General features: G+C 68.9%; 9 protein-coding genes. 5 read left to right on the top strand and 4 right to left on the bottom strand.

Annotated features, from left to right (window positions below; all coding sequences use genetic code 11):
- Positions 1-283 precede the first annotated feature (283 nt).
- Both ON33_RS00045 and gltB read right to left on the bottom strand, forming a co-directional pair.
- Positions 284-1,753: a glutamate synthase subunit beta gene (locus tag ON33_RS00045; protein WP_040853489.1), complete on the bottom strand. Its 1,470-nt coding sequence runs from the start codon at positions 1,751-1,753 to the stop codon at positions 284-286.
- 191 nt (positions 1,754-1,944) lie between these two features.
- The gene (gene gltB / locus ON33_RS00040) at positions 1,945-6,594 is read right to left on the bottom strand and encodes a glutamate synthase large subunit (protein ID WP_040853488.1); all 4,650 of its coding nucleotides are present in this window, start codon (positions 6,592-6,594) and stop codon (positions 1,945-1,947) included.
- Positions 6,595-7,478: 884 nt separating this feature from the next.
- Between gltB and ON33_RS00035 the strand changes: the two genes are divergently transcribed.
- The gene (locus tag ON33_RS00035; RefSeq protein WP_051151469.1) at positions 7,479-9,332 is read left to right on the top strand and encodes a DUF4407 domain-containing protein; all 1,854 of its coding nucleotides are present in this window, start codon (positions 7,479-7,481) and stop codon (positions 9,330-9,332) included.
- 92 nt (positions 9,333-9,424) lie between these two features.
- Here ON33_RS00035 and ON33_RS00030 read toward each other — a convergent pair whose 3' ends face one another.
- Entirely contained in the window at positions 9,425-9,991 is a 567-nt protein-coding gene (locus tag ON33_RS00030; RefSeq protein ID WP_157184344.1) for a DUF4352 domain-containing protein, read from the bottom strand.
- Positions 9,992-10,073: 82 nt separating this feature from the next.
- The gene (locus ON33_RS00025; protein ID WP_083868482.1) at positions 10,074-11,678 is read right to left on the bottom strand and encodes an MFS transporter; all 1,605 of its coding nucleotides are present in this window, start codon (positions 11,676-11,678) and stop codon (positions 10,074-10,076) included.
- Between the two features lie 78 nt (positions 11,679-11,756).
- Here ON33_RS00025 and ON33_RS00020 point away from each other — a divergent pair, with 78 nt between their 5' ends.
- The 4 genes from ON33_RS00020 to ON33_RS00005 form a co-directional block, all read left to right on the top strand.
- The gene (locus tag ON33_RS00020; protein WP_040853486.1) at positions 11,757-12,329 is read left to right on the top strand and encodes a TetR/AcrR family transcriptional regulator; all 573 of its coding nucleotides are present in this window, start codon (positions 11,757-11,759) and stop codon (positions 12,327-12,329) included.
- Between the two features lie 168 nt (positions 12,330-12,497).
- Positions 12,498-13,301: a hypothetical protein gene (locus ON33_RS00015; RefSeq protein ID WP_040853605.1), complete on the top strand. Its 804-nt coding sequence runs from the start codon at positions 12,498-12,500 to the stop codon at positions 13,299-13,301.
- The gene (locus ON33_RS00010) at positions 13,298-14,386 is read left to right on the top strand and encodes a DUF4129 domain-containing protein (RefSeq protein ID WP_083868481.1); all 1,089 of its coding nucleotides are present in this window, start codon (positions 13,298-13,300) and stop codon (positions 14,384-14,386) included. Before ON33_RS00015 ends, ON33_RS00010 begins: the two co-directional genes overlap by 4 nt.
- The coding region (locus ON33_RS00005) for an AAA family ATPase (protein ID WP_245550234.1) at positions 14,383-15,078 on the top strand (696 nt) is incomplete at its 3' end. The genes ON33_RS00010 and ON33_RS00005, both read left to right, overlap by 4 nt.

Below are 15,078 nucleotides of genomic sequence, written 5' to 3'. Positions count from 1 at the left end.
CCATTGCGGCAGAGGTCGCGATTGCGGCCGCACGGCGATTACGGAACATATTTTCCTCCAAGTGTCCCGAGATCCTCCGGGACCGATCCATACTTACCGAGCGCTGCGGACGACTCGGAGGGTGGACTCCACACGGGGAGTAAGTAAACAGGTGTAACTGGTCCCTTGTCCAGGGTTTGGAAAAACTACTCCCGGTTACTGACTAGTACACATTTCAGATCCTTTCCCGGCATAACAAAAGCGCTCCCGGACCGAAGTCCGGGAGCGCTCTTCAGGTTTCGGATCAGCGCTGAGCGACCATGGTCGGGGTGATCGGGGACGGCAGCGCCGTCTCACCCTCCAGGTACTTGTCCACCGCGGACGCGCACGCGCGACCCTCGGCGATCGCCCACACGATCAGCGACTGACCGCGGCCCATGTCACCGGCGACGAAGACACCGGGCACCGTGGTGGCCCACTCCTTGTCGCGCATGACATTTCCGCGCTGGTCGTAGCCCACGCCCAGGCCCTCGAGCAGACCGTTCTTCTGCGGTCCGACGAAGCCCATGGCCAGCAGCACCAGATCGGCCTCGAGGGTGAAGTCGGTGCCCTCGACCTTCTCGAAGCGGCCGTTGACCATCGTCACCTCGTGCGCCTGCAGGCCGGTGACCTTGCCGTCGGCACCGGTGAAACGCTCGGTGTTGACGGAGAACACGCGCTCGCCGCCCTCCTCGTGCGCCGAGGAGACGCGGTACATCAGCGGGTAGGTCGGCCACGGGGTCGAGGCGGCCCGCTGCTCCGGTGGCCGCGGCATGATCTCGAACTGGTGGATCGACTCCGCGCCCTGACGGTGCGAGGTGCCCAGGCAGTCCGCGCCGGTGTCACCGCCACCGATGATGACGACCTTCTTGCCCCGCGCGTTGATACGCGGCAGGCCGTCCTCGTCGGTGATCGGATCGCCCAGCTGCACCCGGTTGGCCAGCGGCAGGAACTCCATGGCCTGGTGGATGCCGTCCAGGTCGCGGCCCGGGATCGGCAGGTCACGCGCGATGGTGGCGCCACCGGCGAGCACAACCGCGTCGAACTGCTCGCGCAGCTGCTCGGCGGTGATGTCCACACCCACGTTCACACCGGTCTTGAAGATGGTGCCCTCGGCCTCCATCTGCGCGATGCGGCGGTCGATGAAGCGCTTCTCCATCTTGAATTCCGGGATGCCGTAGCGCAGCAGGCCGCCGATGCGGTCGTCGCGCTCGAACACGGTCACGGTGTGGCCGGCCCGGGTCAGCTGCTGGGCGGCGGCCAGGCCCGCTGGGCCGGAGCCGACGACCGCGATGCGCTTGCCGGTGAGACGGGTCGGGTAGGCCGGGGTGACCCAGCCCTCGTCGAAACCGTTCTCGATGATCTCGACCTCGACCTGCTTGATGGTCACCGGGTCCTGGTTGATGCCCAGGACGCAGGACGCCTCACACGGAGCCGGGCACAGGCGGCCGGTGAACTCCGGGAAGTTGTTGGTCGCGTGCAGCCGATCGAACGACTCCCTCCACGCGCCCTTGTACACCAGGTCGTTCCACTCGGGAATCAGGTTCCCGAGCGGACAGCCGTTGTGGCAGAACGGGATACCGCAGTCCATGCAGCGGCTGGCCTGCTTCTGCAGGGTCTCGTGGGAGAACTTGTCCTCGTAGACCTCTTTCCAGTCCAGCAGTCGCAGCGGAACCGGACGGCGCTTGGGCAGTTCCCGGGAAGTGTGCTTCAGGAAGCCTTGTGCGTCACCCATTTACGAACTCCTGACTAATGCGCTGCGCGCACGGAACAACGGTGGTGCTGCGTTGCACCGCAAAGGTGAGGTCAGCCACGAGCTGCCTCGAATGGTCACAGCGCTTCGTCCACGCCTGCGAAGGTGCGTAGTTACCCACGTGCCGCCTTGAATGGTCACAGCGCTTCGTCCACGCCTGCGAACGTGCGTAGTTACCCACGTGCCGCCTCCATGATGGCTTCGTCCACGTTCCGGCCGGCCTTCTCGGCCTCGGAGATGGCGAGCAGGACCTTCTTGTAGTCGCGCGGCATGACCTTCACGAACTTGGTCACCTGCTGCGACCAGTCGCCCAGGATCTGTTCGGCGACGGCCGATCCGGTCTCGTCGCGATGCTGGACCACGATGTCGTGCAGGATCTGCGCGTCCTCGGCCGACAGCTGCTCGAGATCGACCAGTTCGGTGTTGAGGTTGGCCTCGAAGGTGCCGTTCGGGTTGTAGACGTACGCGATACCGCCCGACATACCGGCGCCGAAGTTGCGGCCGGTCTCGCCGAGGATGACCACGCGGCCACCGGTCATGTACTCGCAGGCGTGGTCGCCCACACCCTCGACGACCGCGGTCGCGCCCGAGTTGCGGACCGCGAAGCGCTCGCCGGCCACACCGCGCAGGAACGCCTGGCCGCTGGTGGCGCCGAACAGGATCACGTTGCCCGCGATGATGTTCTGCTCCGCGACGAACTCCGCCGGCGCGTCATCGGACGGGCGCACCGTGATGCGGCCACCCGAAAGACCCTTGCCGACGTAGTCGTTCGCGTCGCCGACCACCCGCAGGGTGATACCGGCCGGGACGAACGCACCGAACGAGTTACCGGCGGAACCGGTGAACGTGATGTCGATGGTGTTGTCCGGCAGGCCGACTCCGCCGTAGAGCTTGGTGACCTCGTGGCCGAGCATGGTGCCGACGGTCCGGTTCACGTTCGTGATCTTGGATTCGAACTTGACCGGCTTGCCGCGCTCCAGCGCGTCCGCGGACTGCGCGATGAGCTCGTTGTCCAGCGCCTTGTCCAGGCCGTGGTCCTGGTCCTTGGTGCGGCGGCGGTCCTGGAACATGAACGCCGTCTCGACGTCGTCGAGGATCGGCGACAGGTCCAGCTTGGCGGCCTTCCAGTGCGCCTTGGCGGCGGTGGTGTCGAGCAGGTCGACCCGGCCGATGGCCTCGTCCAGGGTCCGCAGACCCAGTGACGCCAGCAGCTCCCGCACTTCCTCGGCGATGTAGAGCATGAAGTTCTCGACGAACTCCGGCTTGCCGGTGAAACGCTCACGCAGCACCGGGTTCTGGGTCGCGACGCCGACCGGGCAGGTGTCGAGGTGGCAGACGCGCATCATGATGCAGCCCGAGACCACCAGCGGAGCGGTCGCGAAACCGTACTCCTCGGCGCCCAGCAGCGCGGCGATCATGACGTCGCGGCCGGTCTTCATCTGACCGTCGACCTGCACCACGATGCGGTCGCGCAGACCGTTGAGCAGCAGAGTCTGCTGGGTCTCGGCCAGGCCGAGCTCCCAGGGGCCACCCGCGTGCTTCAGCGAGGTCAGCGGCGAGGCGCCGGTGCCACCATCGTGACCCGAGATCAGCACCACGTCCGCGTGCGCCTTGGAGACACCCGCGGCGACGGTGCCGACGCCCGGCTCCGCGACCAGTTTCACGTGAATCCGCGCCTGCGGGTTCGCGTTCTTCAGGTCGTGGATCAGCTGCGCCAGATCCTCGATCGAGTAGATGTCGTGGTGCGGCGGCGGCGAGATCAGGCCGACACCCGGGGTGGAGTGCCGGACCTCGGCGACCCACGGGTACACCTTGTGCGCCGGAAGCTGGCCGCCCTCACCGGGCTTCGCGCCCTGCGCCATCTTGATCTGGATGTCGGTGCAGTTGGTCAGGTAGTGCGCGGTCACGCCGAAGCGGCCCGAGGCCACCTGCTTGATCGCGGAACGACGCCAGTCGCCGCTCTCCTCCGGCTCGAAGCGCGCCGGGTGCTCGCCGCCCTCGCCGGAGTTCGAGCGGCCGCCGAGGCGGTTCATGGCGATGGCCAGGGTCTCGTGGGCCTCGGCCGAGATGGAGCCGTAGCTCATCGCACCGGTCGAGAAGCGCTTCACGATCTCCGACGCCGGCTCGACCTCGTCGATCGAGATCGGGTTGCGGTGCTCGGACTTGAACTTGAACAGACCGCGCAGCGAGGCCAGCCGCTCCGACTGGTCGTCGACCAGCTTCGTGTACTCCTTGAAGACCTTGTACTGGCCCGAGCGGGTGGCGTGCTGCAGCTTGAATACCGTGTCCGGGTTGAACAGGTGGTACTCGCCCTCACGACGCCACTGGTACTCGCCGCCGATCTCGAGCTCGCGGTGCGCACGCTCGTTGCGGTTCTCCAGGAACGCGACCCGGTGCCGCTGCGCGACCTCGTCCGCGATGTCGTCGAGGCCGATGCCGTTCAGCGGCGAACGCAGGCCGGTGAAGTACTCGTCCACCAACTCCTGCGACAGGCCGACAACCTGGAACAGCTGCGCGCCACGGTAGGAGGCGATGGTGGAGATGCCCATCTTGGACATCACCTTCAGCACGCCCTTGCCGGCCGCCTTGTTGTAGTTGTAGACGGCCTTCTTGAAGTCGGCCGCGTGATCACCGGTGCTGCCCGGCATCTGCAGCGCGCCGCGCTCCAGCATGTCCTCGATGGACTCGAACGCCATGTACGGGTTGATGGCCGCCGCGCCGAAGCCGACCAGCATGGCCATGTGGTGCACCTCGCGGGCGTCACCGGCCTCGATGACCAGGCCGACCTTGGTGCGGGTGCGTTCCCGGACCAGGTGGTGGTGCACCGCGGCGGTCAGCAGCAGCGACGGGATCGGGGCCAGCTTCTCGTTGGATTCGCGGTCGGACAGCACGATGATGCGCGCGCCGCCGTCGATGGCCGCCGAGACCTGACGCTGCACGGCCTCGATGGCCTTGCGCAGCCCCTTGCCGCCCTTCTTGACCGGGTACAGGCCGTGCACCACGACCGAACGCAGTTCGGGACGCGAGCCGTCGTCGTTGATGTGGACCAGCTTGGAAAGCTCGTCGTTGTCCAGGATCGGCTGGGTCAGGGTGATCTGACTACAGGACTCCGGTCCCGGGTTCAGCAGGTCGGCCTCCGGGCCGACCATGCTGCGCAGCGAGGTCACGACCTCTTCGCGGATGGCGTCCAGCGGCGGGTTGGTGACCTGCGCGAACAGCTGCGAGAAGTAGTCGAACAGCAGGCGCGGCCGCGCCGACAGCACCGCGATCGGGGTGTCGGTGCCCATCGAGCCGAGCGCCTCGCCGCCGGTCTGCGCCATCGGCGATACCAGCAGGTTCAGCTCCTCGGTGGTGTACCCGAAGATCTGCTGGCGGATCAGCACGCGGTCGTGCGACATGTGCACGTGCGGACGGTCGGGCAGGTCGCTGAGCTTGGTCGGGCCCTCGTCCAGCCACTGCTGGTACGGGAACTCGGCGGCCAGCGAGGACTTGACCTCGTCGTCGCTGATGATGCGGCCCTGCGAGGTGTCGACCAGGAACATGTGGCCGGGCTGCAGGCGCTTCTTGTAGACGACCTTGGCCGGGTCGATGTCGAGCACGCCGACCTCGGAGGCCAGCACGACCAGACCGTCCTCGGTGACCCAGATGCGGCCGGGGCGCAGACCGTTGCGGTCCAGCACCGCGCCGACGACCGTGCCGTCGGTGAAGCACACCGAGGCCGGACCGTCCCAGGGCTCCATGAGGAAGGAGTGGTAGCGGTAGAACGCGCGCTGCTCCGGGGTCATGGACTCGTGGCGCTCCCACGCCTCCGGAATCATCATGAGCACGGCGTGCGGCAGGCTGCGGCCACCCAGGTGCAGCAGCTCGAGCACCTCGTCGAAGCGCGCGGTGTCGGATGCGCCCGGGGTGCAGACCGGGAAGATCTTCTCCAGGCGGTTGTTGCCCTCGGAGTCGGTGCCGAACACGTTCGAGTTCAGCAGCGCCTCACGCGCGCGCATCCAGTTCTCGTTGCCGGAGACGGTGTTGATCTCACCGTTGTGGGCGACGCGCCGGAACGGGTGCGCCAGCGGCCACGACGGGAAGGTGTTGGTGGAGAAGCGCGAGTGCACGATGCCCAGCGCGGACTCGACCCGGTCGTCCTGCAGGTCCAGGTAGAACGCCCGCAGCTGCGGGGTGGTGAACATGCCCTTGTAGACGAAGGTCTCGCCGGACAGGCTCGGGAAGTAGACCGACTCCTTGCCGGTCGCGCCCTCGCCGGCACCCGACTTGCCGAGCTCGTGCTCGATGCGCTTGCGGATGACATAGGCGCGGCGCTCCAGGTCCATACCGGAGAGCTGCTCGGCGCCGCCCTTGGGCGAGGCGATGAAGATCTGCCGGAAGGTCGGCATGGCGTCGCGCGACAGCGCGCCCAGCGACGACCCGTCGATCGGGACCTCGCGCCAGCCGAGGACCTCGAGGCCCTCCTCGCGCACGATCTTCTCGACGCCGTACCCGGCGCGGGCGGCCTCACGGCGGGCCTGCGGCAGGAAAGCGATACCGGTCGCGTACGAACCTTCGGCGGGGAGCTCGAAGTCGACGACAGCACGGAAGAACTTGTCCGGGAGCTGGATGAGGATGCCCGCGCCGTCACCCGAGTTGGGTTCGGCACCGGCGGCACCACGGTGCTCCAGGTTCAGCAATGCCGTAATAGCCTTGTCGACGATGTCGCGGCTGCGGCGGCCGTGCATGTCGACGACGAATGCGACACCACACGCGTCATGCTCATTCGCCGGGTCATAGAGCCCGATGGGTCCAGGGGACCTGTGGCCAGGAAGTTGCGTCATGCCTCTGCCTTCACAAAAAACAGGCCTTCGAAGAATGCGGCCTTCGTCGAACGCCTCCGGTCTGGACTGCGTCCGGACGTTTCGGAGACCAGCGGCGCTGATGGTCATTCCGTGCAGTCAACTTTGCAGTTGTCCACCCGCTTCGATTACCTAGTCGGGTGCTCGGTGGTAACGGAACCCTTACGTCTTCGCTACACACCGCGCAGTTCTCGCCCGCTAGGCTGAGCACCGATCGGGCCTCTGACTGTATGGGGAGATATGCCGAATTGTGTAGTTCGGCGTAAGAGCAAACGATAAGTCAGGACTGGAGCCCAACCAACTTAGGTTGCACTAATTCCAGCTTCTAGCTGGGCTTCTTCATCGGTCCTCCAACACACGCGCGTTCTCCAGTGTAAAGCAGGGGTGCAGGTGCGTTTCAGTTGAGTTCGCCACTGTCACGCAGGCACGCGAGGACTCCGGACCGGGCCGTCCAGCGCAGCTCCAGACTGCCTCCCACCTGCAATGAGACAGATTTCCCCACCAGGGGATCCGGCAAACCGGGCGTTAGGCGCCTAACTTTCCGGACAAGTTCCGTCGCCGTGGCGGCCGCTCGGGAGACATGGGTGCGCAACCTGCGGACCGTACGGAATTTTTCCTGAATGTGGGGTGTAGCACACCTTCAGCAAACCGGAAATCTGCCTTCAGGCCGGGCCTTCGACCGACCCCGGGCCAGATCCGCGCGTGACCAACACCACGTCAGGCACCTGAAACGCGCCGATGTGAGCCTGGCCACATACCAGCCGCCGCGGTCGATGGAACAGGCGTCCGCCTGTCACGCTGAGACAACGAATCAGCGACGGTTTCGATAAGCCGAATCACCCGGGACTCAGAGGATGTGAACTCCCATGACCGTTCACCATATCCCCGGGTCAGCCGGACTCGGCGCACTGCTGGTCTGGCTGGGCGGCGCAGAACCGCAGCTCACCGACGGGCCCGAACGCGGCGGCTACACCGTTACCGGCGCCGTGGTGGCGCTGTTCGCGGCCACCGCGGGCGCGGTCACCGCCGCGGCGACCGGAGCGGCCCGCTGGCCGGTCCTCGCCATCGTGGCGATCGCGCTCATCGCGACCGCGCTGCTGGGGGCCGTGGCACGGGCGCTGGCCACCACCGCCACGCCCGACCGCAGGGACGATCGCCGCGCGGTAGCCGAATTCGGTGGTCGCATCGCGGTGGCCGGACTCGCCGGCGTGCTGGTCGCCGAGCTGGCCTGCACCCTCCTGTTCTCCGGCACCGTGAACCGGCTGCTCGACGAGAACGCCCAGCACGCGGTGGAATCCGCCCCCGCCGTGGTACTCGCGCGCACCGACCTGGATCAGGCGAAGGCCGCACGCGGCGCACTGGATCAGCAGATCACCAAGGCGCAGGACGATGTCGCCACCGCGCTGCGAATCGCGCGCTGCGAGTACAACCCGAACCAGGACTGCGCGCAGATCCCGAAGACCGGGGTGCCCGGCCGCGGTCCCGAGGAGCGCACCGCCAACCAGATGCTCGACGACGCCCGCAACCAGCTGACAGCGGCGCAGGGCAGGGTGGACGGGCTCGACGCCACGGTCACCGAGAAGGACAAGGCCCTCACCAGCGCCCGCAAGGCCGCCTACACCGACGGCGACCGCGGGCTCGGGGCGCGCTGGGTGGCCATGAACGACTACACCACGGGCCATGTCGGGCCGTTCGTGTTGCGGCTCGCGGTGTCGATGCTCATGATCGTGCTGGCTCTGCTGCCGCTGCTGCTGCGGTGGTGGCGGGGCGAGACGGCGTTCGACCGCAGTGTCGCGGTCCGGACCGCCGCCGACCGCGTCGACCAGGCCGCCGCCACCGCCATCGCCGTCAAACAGGCCGAGGTGCGGGTGGAGACCGAGAGCCTGCGCGCCGAACAACAATTGACCGCCGCGCGGCTGGCCGCACACGCCGACACCGCCATCGACCGGGAACGGCAGCGCACCCGCATCATCGCCGCCATCGGCAGTTTCGAGATCGGCATCACCGAGCCCGCCCAGCGCGCGGTCGCCGAATTCGACAGTGCCACCAGACAGGAACTCCCCGCCGGATCCGCGGCCGGGGACCGAAAGGACAGCACCGTGTCCCAGGAGGGGATCGTGACACAGTCGCCGAACCTGCCCGCCCAGCTCGCCTCCGGGGCGCTCGCCCCCGTACCGCAGGGCGGAGCGCTCGTTCCCGCCGTGCCGGTCGCGGAGCCCGCGAACAAGGGCGGGGGGCTGGAACTTCCGATCATCGGGACGGTGCCGTTCACCGATACCGCCGCCCGCTGGATCCGCCCGCTGGTGCCGTCCTTCGTGGCCAACGCCATCGACACCGCCACCCATCCGCTGCGTACCGTGCGGCAGGCGTTCGAGGAGGCCGAGGAGATCACCTTCACGCTGCGCCGCACGCGCAAGGTGACGGTGGATTCCGAGGATTCGGCCCAGCCGCAGCACCAGCAGGTCTACGCCCAGCCCCAGTACGGCTACCTCCCGCAGGGCGCCCCGCAGCAGGTGCACGCCCAGCGGGTGGCCTCGGCCGTGGTGGATCAGCCCTACGCCCAGTACCCCGCCTATGCCCCGCTCCCCCAGGGCCAGGTGGTCGAGCCCGGCCACCCGCTCCCGGCGGGTGCGCAGCAGGACGCCCTGGCGGCCCGCCGCAACCCCGAACTCGACTACCGCAGCCCGCGCGAACTCCCGCCGGGCAAGGGCCGGGAATAACCCGCCGGAACCCACTGTGACCCGGAATGTTTCACGTTGAACACGGAAACATCCGGGCCACAGCCCTTTTCAGCGACGCCGGGGCAGAACGGTCAGCCGATCATCCACTGCCCGGTGTGACCGGATACGCCGCTGTCCATACCGAACTGGACCTTGGTGATCTGTGAGTCGGCCGGCACCGCGAAGACCAGGTAGCCGACCGCCATATCGCCGGGCGCGATATCGACAATGGTCCCGAAGTTGGGGCCGGCGGTGGTGTCGGCGTAGGTCGTGACGGTTGGGAAGCCCTGTCCGGCAGCGTCGATGACCTTCGCCCCATTGCTGGGCGCGTCATCGTACGCCTTGGTGCCGGAGTTCTTGATCTGGAACTGCACCGCGTAGTACCGCTTCCCCGCCGGCACGGCGTCGACGTCGTCGGTGCCGTTCGGGGCGTCGACCACCTTCAACAGCGTGACATCGGCCTTCGCCCCGTCGTCCATGCCCTTCAGGGTCACCGTGTCGCCGACCTTCGCAGGCCCGTTCTGCGCGGCGGACGGACCGGCGCCATTGGCCCGGGTCTGCACGCCGCTGCCGGTATCGGGACCACAGGCGGTGAGCGCCAATGAGACCGCCAGCGCGCCGAACACGGCGATCGACGAAGGACGAACGAACTTCTTCACGAATTTCCTCCCCAAGGAGATCAGGCGGCGGCGGGTGGCCGCCGAGGCGGCCAGTGATCAGCCGCTACCAGTAATTCGCGTGTCAGTCGCGGGCCGAATCCGTCACTGGATCGGCCGTCCGATCGGTCATGCTCCGCCGACCGGCGGCACGGTAGGCGATGAAGGCCGTCAGGACCAGGATCGCCGCGGTGAACGTGGCGGCCAGGTGGATGCCGGTGACGAAGGCCGAGTGGGCCGACATCAGCAATTCGGTGGCGGCGGGCTGGGGCAGGGTGTGGGCCATTTCGATTGCGCCGCCCAGGGATTCGCGGGCCGCGTCCGCCTGGCCGGAGGGAACGTGGGTCAGGTCGAGGCCGTGGCGGAAGGCGGCCATGACGGCGCTGCCGAGGACGGCGACGCCCAGGGCGATGCCCATCTCCATCGCGGTTTCCGAGATGGCGGCGGCATTGCCGGCGCGCGCCTCGGGGGCGGTGCTGACGATCATGTCGGCCGAGACGGTCAGGGCCACGCCCTCACCCAGGCCGATCAGCAGGAAGCCCACGATGAACGGGGTCACCGAGCCCGAGGGGTCGGTGGGCAGCAGCCAGTAGAGACCCGCGCCGATCGCGACGGTCACCAGAGAGCCCGCGAGAACCGTTGCCGGACGCCGGTATCGGACCAGCCAGGCCGCGGCCAGCGCGCCCAGCATGGAGCCGATGGTGCCCGGGACGAGCAGCAGACCGGCCTCCAGTGGCGATCTGCCCAGCACCAGCTGCAGATATTGCGAGCCGAAGAACAGCACGCCCGCCAGTGCGAACACCGACAGCAGGTTGGTGAACACGGCGGCCCGGAAGGCGGGCAGGCGGAACAGGTCCAGGTCGATGAGCGGGCTGGACAGGCCGCGCTGGCGACGCACGAACAGCACGCCCGCGACCACGCCGACACCGGCGCTGATCAGCAGGTTCAGGCTCGGGCCGTGGGCCGCGAACTCCTTGACCGCGTACACGATCGGGATGAGGGCCAGCATGGACAGTCCGGCGCTGATCAGGTCGAAGCGGCCCGGGTGGGGGTCGCGCGACTCCGGTACCAGGACCGGGGCCAGCACCAGCAGCAGCGCCATGACCGGCAGGTTCACCAGGAAGACCGAGCCCCACCAGAAGTGCTCGAGCATCCAGCCGCCCAGCAGCGGGCCGAAGGCCGCGCCGGAGGCGGCCATGGCGCCCCAGACCGAGATGGCGAGGGTGCGCTGGCGGGCGTCGGCGAACATGGACCGGATCAGGCCCAGCGTGGCGGGCATCAGGGTCGCGCCGGCGACGCCCTGCAGCACGCGGGCGGCGATGAGCATTTCGGGGCTGATCGCCCAGGCCGCGAGGGCCGAGGCCGCGGCGAATCCGGCCGCGCCGATGAGCAGCAGGCGGCGGCGGCCGATGCGGTCGCCGAGGGTGCCCATGGTGACCAGCAGGCCGGCGAGCACGAACGAGTAGACGTCGATGATCCACAGCAGCTGCGGCGTGGTCGGCGCGAGGTGCGCGCTGATGGACGGGACCGCCAGGTCGAGCACGGTGGCGTCGACGGAGATGAGCAGCAGTGCGAGCGCCAGCACACCGAGCCCGGCCCAATCCCTGGGCCGGGCCTTCGGCGACACGGGTGTGGTGTGCCGGTCGATGGTCACGGGAGTTCCGGAACGTGCGGTCGGTGTGGTGGTCATGAGCTTTCTCTCGCGAAGGTGAACCGTCCAGACGGTACAGTAGCATCCTGAACCGTCCAGACGGTACAGTCAACCGTCGTGACCACCCGTGATCCCGCCGGCACCCGCGACCGGATCCTCGACGCGCTCGAAACCCTGCTGCTCGACAAGGGCCTGTCCCAGATGACCCTGGAGAACGTGGCCGCCGCCGCGGGCGTCTCCAAGGGCGGGCTGCTCTATCACTTCAAGAGCAAGGACGCCCTGCTGGCCGGACTGCTCCGCCGGGTCACCGACCGGGCCGATCAGCAGGTGAGAACCGCGGTGGAACAGGGACGCTCGGTGGCCGAGTGGTATCTGCAGGCCCCGCACCCCGAGGACGACGCCGATGCGGTCGAGCTCGCCCTGTACCGGTCGATGCTGGCCGCCATGCGGAGCGTCGACGCGCCGCAGGACGCCGCGCAGGCGGAGACCGACCGCGCCCTCACCGAGGTGATGGGTTCCTGGAAGACGGCCCTGGACAACGAGATCGAGGATCCGGTGCGGGCCGAGATCGTGCGCCTGGTCGGCGACGGGGTCTACCTGCGCGCCCTGCTGGGCCTGCCGCCGATCGAGCCCGAGCTCTATCGCCGGGTGGTGGCGCGGCTGCTGGAGACCGACACACACGGCCGCTGACACCGGGGGTGCGAAGTTCGCCGCCCGGATGCGCATCGGGCGACCGAAGCCCCTGGTCCGGATAGACTCGGGCGCGTGTTGCCGACCGCCGCCGACTCCGTCGGTTCGCCGGCCGGCTCGGTGGGGGAACCGACTTCTGCCGAACCGGTGGTTGTTCCGATTCGCCCGATGCAGTTCCGCGAACTGCTCGACCTTCCGTTCGCGCTGATCCAGGCACGGATCAAGACCCTGGCGGCCCTGCTCGGCGTCGCCGTGCTGATCGCCTCGACGGTGGCCGTCGCGGGCACGGTGCTCGCGGCCCTCGGCACCGGGAATTCCGACAGCGGCACCCTCTGGGGCGCGGTGCTGGTAACCCTGCTGTGCGCGTGGCTGATTCGCCTGTTCGTCCGCGGGGTGACCGTGCCGATCGGGTTGTCGGTGGTGTACCGCAGGCCGGTGACCTGGCGCGAGGCGCTGCGGCGGCTGACCGCGGCAGCCGGTCCGCTGCTCGGTTATCAGGTCATGTACACACTCATCGGCATCGGCGTGCTGGCCGTCGGCACTCCCCTGCTGTTCACCGTGCCCCTCGCGGTGATCTGGCTGGCCTGGCTGCGCGGGCGCCGATTCACGCTGGTACCGGTCATCTTCGATCAGTCGGCCCCCTACGGCGTCGCTGCCCGGCGCGCGAGACTGCTCGCGGGCGGGACCGAATGGCAGCTGGTCGGGTTGTGGCTGTATCTGCGCGGGCTGCTGCTCGTACTGCTGGTGCCGCTGCTGGCGCTGCCGCAGTTCGCCGCCGAGTTCTCCGGCACCCGGCGCTGGACGGTGACGGTGCTGATCATCAGCGCCGCCCTGCTCATCGTGGCGATCGCGGAGCTGGTGGAGTCCGCCGCCCAGGTCGTCACCTACGTGGACCGTCGCTGCCGTCGCGAGGCCTGGGACATCCGGGTGCCCGGCAGTGACATCCGGGTGCCCGGCGGGAGCGGCCGATGACCGGGGTCGACCGCGCGCCCGGCCCGGAGATCGCGCGCGACGCACCGCGTTCCACCGGTCAGGTCCCGCCCGAGCCCGCGCTGGGCCCGGCCGCCGCGCACCTGGCCGCGGCCGAGGAGGCCGCCCGGCGAGGCGATTTCGGTTCGGCCCTGCGCGAGCGGTACCGGGCCGTCACCCGCGGCCTCGAGCAGCGCGGCATCCTCGAGGAGGAGCGGGCGCGCACGGCGCAGGAGACCGCACGGGCCGCCCGGGCAGCGGTCCCGGACGCGGCCGAACTGCCCTCGGCGGCACACAGTTTCGACGAGGTCGTCTACGGCGGCCGCTACGCCACCGAGGCCGAGTACCGGCAGCTCGAACAGGCCGACCGGTACTCGATCGCGCCGCCCCCCAAGGCCGGACCCGCCGAGATCACCGAGCAGCGCCGGATCCGCAAGGCCAAGGCCGCCAAGGAGAAGAAGGATCGGGCGCGCGCGGAACTGCCGCAGCTGCTGAAGGATTGGCGCTTCTGGGCCGCCATCGCCGCCGTACTGGTGGTCGCGGTGCTGGTGTACGCGCTCACCCACATCGGGTCCGGGCCGTCGCCCCAACCGCCGTCGCCGCCCGCGAATCCGCCCAGCACGCCACCGGATCGGCCGGACGTGCCGCCGCCGAACTTCGGTGCGGGCAGCGATTCCATCTTCCAGCAGCTGCCGGGCCGGCTGGCCTTCGGCGGCCTGCAGTTCCTCATCGCCTGGGTCGCCGTGCTGTGGTGGCGGGGCCGCCGCCGCGGCGCCATCGTGCGCGAACCGCTGCCGGTGGAGGCCCCGGCGCACGAGCTGCTGGCCGGACAGGCCGGGCTGTACCGGAAATCCCGCGATCACGAACACGTGGCCGCCAAACTGCGAGCGGCCTCGCTGCGCCGGCTGCGGCCCGTGCTCGGCGTCACCGCCGACACCCCCGCGGAACTGGTGGCCGGGGCCATCAGTGCCCGCACCGGCGCGGATCCGGCCGTCATCCGCGCCGCCCTGGACGACCCGGTCACCGATCGGGCCACCCTGGAACTCGTGGCCGCACAACTCGAATGGATCGAAGCGGAGGTCTTGTGACCGAACTCTCCCAGGACGTGGTGGACACCAACCACACGCCCACCGCCCAGGACGCCCAACAGGCGCTGCTGGCGCTGCGCGCCGAGATCGGCAAGGCGGTCGTCGGCAACGACCACGCCGTCATGTTCCTGGTGCTGGCGCTGCTGTGCCGCGGCCACGTACTGCTGGAAGGCGTTCCGGGCGTGGCCAAGACGCTGCTGGTGCGCGCCCTGGCCACCGCGCTGGATCTGGAGCACGCCCGCATCCAGTTCACCCCCGACCTGATGCCGGGCGACGTGACCGGGTCGCAGATCTACGATCCGCACTCGGCCGAGTTCACCTTCCGCCGCGGCCCGGTGTTCACCAACCTGCTGCTGGCCGACGAGATCAACCGCACCCCGCCGAAGACGCAGTCGGCGCTGCTGGAATCCATGGAGGAGCGCCAGGTTTCGGTGGACGGCGTGCCGCAGCCGCTGCCGGATCCGTTCGTGGTGGTCGCCACCCAGAATCCGATCGAACAGGAGGGCACCTATCCGCTGCCGGAGGCGCAGCTGGACCGGTTCCTGTTCAAGGTGGATGTCCAATTGCCCGGCCGCGACGACGAATTCCGCATCCTGCAGCGGCACGCGGCGGGCTTCGACCCGCGCGATCTGACCGCCGCCGGACTGCGCCCGGTGGCCGGGCCCGCGCATCTCGCGGCCGCTCGCGCCGCC

Origin of the sequence: Nocardia niigatensis NBRC 100131 (genome assembly GCF_000308655.1) — a bacterium.
GTDB classification, from domain to species: Bacteria; Actinomycetota; Actinomycetes; order Mycobacteriales; family Mycobacteriaceae; genus Nocardia; species Nocardia niigatensis.
Note: the sequence above shows the minus strand (reverse complement) of the source record. Positions and strands in the feature narration are given on the sequence as shown.

Coding starts and splice junctions, on each gene's coding strand:
- ON33_RS00010 (WP_083868481.1), top strand. CDS start 13,298: ATGACCGGGGTCGACCGCGCGCCCGGCCCGGAGATCGCGCGCGACGCA.
- ON33_RS00045 (WP_040853489.1), bottom strand. CDS start 1,753: ATGGGTGACGCACAAGGCTTCCTGAAGCACACTTCCCGGGAACTGCCC.
- ON33_RS00015 (WP_040853605.1), top strand. CDS start 12,498: ATGCAGTTCCGCGAACTGCTCGACCTTCCGTTCGCGCTGATCCAGGCA.
- ON33_RS00035 (WP_051151469.1), top strand. CDS start 7,479: ATGACCGTTCACCATATCCCCGGGTCAGCCGGACTCGGCGCACTGCTG.
- ON33_RS00025 (WP_083868482.1), bottom strand. CDS start 11,678: ATGACCACCACACCGACCGCACGTTCCGGAACTCCCGTGACCATCGAC.
- gltB (WP_040853488.1), bottom strand. CDS start 6,594: ATGACGCAACTTCCTGGCCACAGGTCCCCTGGACCCATCGGGCTCTAT.